The following is a 4,710-nucleotide window of genomic DNA, read 5'->3' on the forward strand; positions in this document are numbered from 1 at the left end:
GGGTCGGCGACAGCCGCGCCTACTGGCTCCCGGGAGCCCGCCTCCACCGGTCCGCCGCCGCGCTGACCCGCGCCGACATCCCCGCCCGCCCCGCCCAGTCAGCGCCCCCCGACCTGTCGGCACGCCCTGACCTGCCGCCCCGCCCTGACCTGCCGGGACCGCCCGACCTGCCGAGCCGACGCGACCTGTCGGCGCGACCCGACCTGCCGGGAGGCCCTGACCTGCCAGGAGGCGGTGATCTGTCGGCGCGGCCCGACTTGGAGGTGACGCGTGCTGACCGGGGTGTTCCGAGGTGGGCGCCTCCGGTGCCGCGGCCCGCTCCCGACCGGGTGTCCCCCGGTGCGGTCTCCGGGCCCTTCCGGCACAGCGCGGCGGGGCGGTCCGCCGGAGTGGCGCGGATGGCGACGGTGGAGTTCGCTCCCCGACGGCTGGGCGGCGGGCAGGCGCTGACCAGGGACGACTCGTGGGCGGAGGAAATGGTCCGGGCCGGGGCGATGACGCCGGAGGCGGCGCACGCCGACCGGCGGGCGCACCTGCTGACCGGCTGGCTGGGCGCGGACTCCGGGGGCGCGTCGTCCAGCGTGGCGGCGTTCGCGCCGGACGGTCCGGGAGCGGTGCTGGTGTGCAGCGACGGCCTGTGGAACTACCTGCCCGAGCCCGCCGACCTCGCCGCCGCGCTCGGTGCGGCGGATGATCCGGTCGGCGGCGTCCGGGTGCTGCTGGACGCGGCGCTCGACGCGGGCGGACGGGACAACGTGACGGTCGTGCTGGTCCCGTTCCCGCCGCCGGACCCGGTGACGGCGGACCTCCCCGCCGGCACCGGAACGGGAGGTTCCGTCGGGTCGGAACCGGCACAGGGGATGTCCGAAACCACGGGAACGGGCGCCGGAACCGGGCCCGGCGCGTCCGACAGACGGAACGCGGCGTCCGGTGGGGGCGCCGTGGCCGAGCCGACGACGAGGGTGTCAGCAACGAGCAGGGAGAGCCGGCGATGACCGACCGTCCGCCGTTCACGATCAGGGTCGACCAGAATCCGTACCTCGGGGCCGGCGGGCAGGAGATGCACGCCATCGTCACGGTGGAGTCGTCCGGCGGCGCCCCGGCCGGACGTCCCCCGGCCGCCGCCGAAGTGATCATCATCGACGCTTCCGGGTCGATGTCGTACGCCGGGAAGATGGCCGCCGCCAAGCGGGCCGCCGAGGCGGCGCTGCGGGTCGTCCGGGACGGCGTGCGGTTCGCCGTGGTCGCGGGCGCGAACAGCCCGCGCATGGTCTACCCGCAGGAGGCCGGGCTCGTCGCGATGAACGCCCGGCGGCGCACGGAGGCGGTGCGCGCGGTGTCCCGGCTGGAGGCGTCCGGCGGGACGGCGATCGGGTCGTGGTTGCGGCTGGCCGGGCGGCTGCTGTCCGGCGAGGAGGGCGCGGTGCGGCACGCGATCCTGCTGACCGACGGCAAGAACCAGCACGAGAGCGCCGAGGAGCTGGACGCGGCGCTGCGCGAGTGCGAGGGCCGCTTCGGCTGCGACGCGCGCGGCGTCGGCACCGACTGGGACGTCGCGGAGCTGCGGAAGATCACCTCGGTGCTGCTCGGCGGCTTCCTCGACGTCCCGGACCCGGCGCACCTGGAGGGCGACTTCCGGCAGATGATGCGCGACGCCATGGGCAAGCGCGTCCCCGACCTCGCGCTGCGCGTCTGGACGCCGCAGAACGGGCGGCTGCGGTTCGTGAAGCAGATGGTCCCGACCGTCGAGGACCTGACGGAGCGGCGCGCCGACCGGGGCCAGATCGGCGACTACCCGCTCGGCGCGTGGGGCGCGGAGAGCCGCGAGTACCACCTGTGCGTGGAGGTCCCGCCGGGCGACGTGGGACGGCAGGGCCGCGCCGCCTGGGTGAAGCTCGTCACCGACTCCGGCGACGAGCTGGCGCACGCGAACGTGCTGGTCGAGTGGACCGACGACGAGGCGCTGTCCACCCGGATCAACGCGCGCGTCGCGCACCACACCGGCCAGTCGGAGCTGGCCGACGCGATCCAGGAGGGCCTGGCCGCACGGCGCGAGGGCGACGAGGAGCGCGCCACGACCCGGCTCGGCCGCGCCGTGGCGCTGGCCAGGCAGGTCGGCAACGAGGAGATCTCCGGGCTGCTCGACCGGATGGTGGAGGTGGACCGGGAGACGGGGACGGTCCGCCTGAAGAAGGACGTGGACGTCGCCGACGAGATGTCCCTCGACACCCGCTCGGTCCGGACCGTCCGGACGCGGCAGGGCGAAGCGGGCGCCGGGACGGGGGCCTGACGGCGGTGACCGGCTCCGTGGGCAAGTGCGGCGCGTGCGCGGCGGAACTGCTGCCCGGCGACGAGTTCTGCGACGCGTGCGGCACGCGTGTGGAGTCCGCGCCGCGCCTGGAGTTCGCCGGTGAGGACGGCTCGGTCCGTCCGTCCCAGGGCGCGGGCGCGGGCGCGTCGCCCGGCGGCACGGCGCGGCCGGGCGGGAGCGGCGGAGGCGCGGCCGTGGCGGCGGCCTGCCCGGTGTGCGGGACGGCCAAGTCCGGACGGTTCTGCGAGGTGGACGGCTACGACTTCGCCACCGGCCGCCAGGCGGAGCGCCCGGAGTCGTTCACCGAGGACTACGGCGGCCATCCGCAGCCGAGGCCGAAGGTCTGGACGGCCGTGGTCACCGCCGACCGCGCCTACTACGACGCGGTCGTCGCGCAGAGCGGGACGGAGGGGCAGGGGATCGCGTTCCCGCCGTACTGCCCCGACCGGCGGCTCCCGCTGACCGCCGACCGCGTCCAGATCGGGCGGCGCAGCGTGTCGCGGGGTATCCATCCGGAGATCGACCTGTCCGTCCCGCCGGAGGACCCGGGCGTCTCCCGGCTGCACGCCGTGCTACTGGCCCAGCCGGACGGCTCGTGGACGCTGGTGGACCTGGGCTCCGCCAACGGCACGACGCTCAACGACGACCGGGACCCGATCCCGGTGAACGTCCCGGTGCCGGTGAAGGACGGCGACCGCGTCCATGTCGGGGCGTGGACGACGATCACCCTGACCGGCCCGGACACCCTCAGGAGCGCGGAATGAGCAGGAGCGCGGAATGAGCACGCCGACACGGCAGCCCGCCGTCCCGCCACGCCAGCCCGCCGTCCCGACCACGGCCCCGGCGCGGCGCGCCGCGAGGCCGCTGGAGCTGCAGCGGGGGCGGCTGGTCACGTTCGTGCGCGGGCGGTGGCTGAAGACCGTCCCGGGCCGCATCCGCGGCTGGACGGCCCTCGCGGTGGCCGCGGTCGGCGCGCTCGCGCTGGCCCTCGGGCTCGGCGTGCAGGACGCCCGGCAGGGCGTGCAGACCATCGGCCACGACGCCGGGCCGCAGGTCGTGGCGACCGGGGACCTGTACTTCGCGCTGAGCGACATGGACGCGCAGGTCGCCGACATCCTGCTGATCGGCCGCGACACCGCGCTCGGCATCGGCAGGGACGAGTCGATGCGGCGGTACGAGCGGGCCCGGTCGGACGCCGGGAGCGCCGCCGTCCAGGCCGCGCAGCTCGCCGGCCGCGACCAGGACCGCCGGCGGACCGTCCAGGAGGTCATCGACGGGCTCGGGCAGTACCAGCGGCTCGTCGGCCAGGCGTTCACGCTGAACGACCAGTCCGGGCACGCGGCCGGGGAGCTGCCGCAGCCGGTGGTGCAGACCTACCGGCAGGCGTCGGACCTGATGAAGCTGGAACTGCTGCCCAAGGCGTACAACCTGACGCTGGACAGCGGCGCGACCGTCCGGCAGTCCTACCAGGAGAAGCGGACGAGCGTGCTGGACGCCCGGTACTGGGTGCTCGCGGCGGGCGTCGCGGCGCTGCTGGTGCTGGTCGCCGGGCAGCTGGCGATGGCGCGCGAGTTCCGGCGGCTGCTGAACCCCGGCCTCGCGCTCGCGACGGTGGCCACGGTGGTGCTGGTCGCGGTGGGCGTCGGCGTGCTGAACGCGCAGGCCGGGCACCTGCTGCGGGCCAAGCGGGACGGGTTCGACTCCGTCCTGACGATGTCCCGGGCGCGCGCGATCAGCCACAGCGCGTTCGCCGACCAGTCCCGCTTCCTCCTCGACCCCGGACGCGCCGACACCTACGAGCAGAACTACCTCGACAAGGCGTCGGCGATCCTCTACGTCGAGCCCGCGGCGGGCACCCCGGCGAACCTCGCGAACTACTACGCGCTGGCCGGGAAGGCGGCGACGCACTACGCCCCGCGGGACCGGTCGGCGTTCCTCGGCCTGCTCGGGGACGAGGCGCGCCAGGTCCGCGAGGGCCCGGAGAGCGACGCGCTCGCCCGCGCGCTGCGCGCCTACGCGACCGTTCTCGGCGACGACCAGCAGATGCGGCGGCTCGTCCAGTCCGGGAACCGGCGCGCCGCGATCGACTTCCGGATGGGACGCGGCTCGTCCGCCATCCGCGACTTCGACGCCTACGACGCGGCGCTGCGCTCCCTGGGCGCCACCCACAGCCGGGCGTTCGACCGCGCGATCCGCCAGGCCGACGGCGGGCTGTCCGGTTGGAAGGCCATCCCGCCGGTCGCCGCCGTCGTGATCGCCGCGCTGGTGCTGGTGGGCGTCCGCCCCCGGCTCGCCGAGTTCGGGAGGATCTGACGATGCCGTCCAAGCCCCAAGGCCCCGGCCGCGCCCGCCGGACGCGCGCGGCGCGCACCCGCCGGACGCGCGCGGCGCGCACCCGG

4 protein-coding genes are annotated in these 4,710 nt (G+C 75.9%); all 4 read left to right on the forward strand.

All coding sequences use genetic code 11. The annotated features are described in order from the left end of the window. A partial coding sequence (locus tag DZF91_RS41500) for a PP2C family protein-serine/threonine phosphatase (protein ID WP_407920873.1) occupies positions 1–995 on the forward strand: 995 nt, incomplete at its 5' end. Next, positions 992–2,290: a VWA domain-containing protein gene (locus DZF91_RS03680; RefSeq protein ID WP_117356088.1), complete on the forward strand. Its 1,299-nt coding sequence runs from the start codon at positions 992–994 to the stop codon at positions 2,288–2,290. The genes DZF91_RS41500 and DZF91_RS03680, both read left to right, overlap by 4 nt. Positions 2,291–2,295: 5 nt before the next feature. Continuing rightward, positions 2,296–3,075: an FHA domain-containing protein gene (locus DZF91_RS03685; RefSeq protein WP_235834059.1), complete on the forward strand. Its 780-nt coding sequence runs from the start codon at positions 2,296–2,298 to the stop codon at positions 3,073–3,075. A gap of 13 nt (positions 3,076–3,088) precedes the next feature. Continuing rightward, positions 3,089–4,624 (forward strand): hypothetical protein, encoded by a 1,536-nt coding sequence (locus DZF91_RS03690; RefSeq protein ID WP_235834060.1) that lies wholly within the window; start codon positions 3,089–3,091, stop codon positions 4,622–4,624. Positions 4,625–4,710 lie beyond the last annotated feature (86 nt).

This window comes from Actinomadura logoneensis, assembly GCF_003428695.1.
GTDB lineage: Bacteria > Actinomycetota > Actinomycetes > Streptosporangiales > Streptosporangiaceae > Spirillospora > Spirillospora logoneensis.

Excerpts from the sequence above, each read along its gene's own strand:
- DZF91_RS03680 (WP_117356088.1), top strand. The coding sequence starts at position 992 with ATGACCGACCGTCCGCCGTTCACGATCAGGGTCGACCAGAATCCGTAC.
- DZF91_RS03690 (WP_235834060.1), top strand. The coding sequence starts at position 3,089 with ATGAGCACGCCGACACGGCAGCCCGCCGTCCCGCCACGCCAGCCCGCC.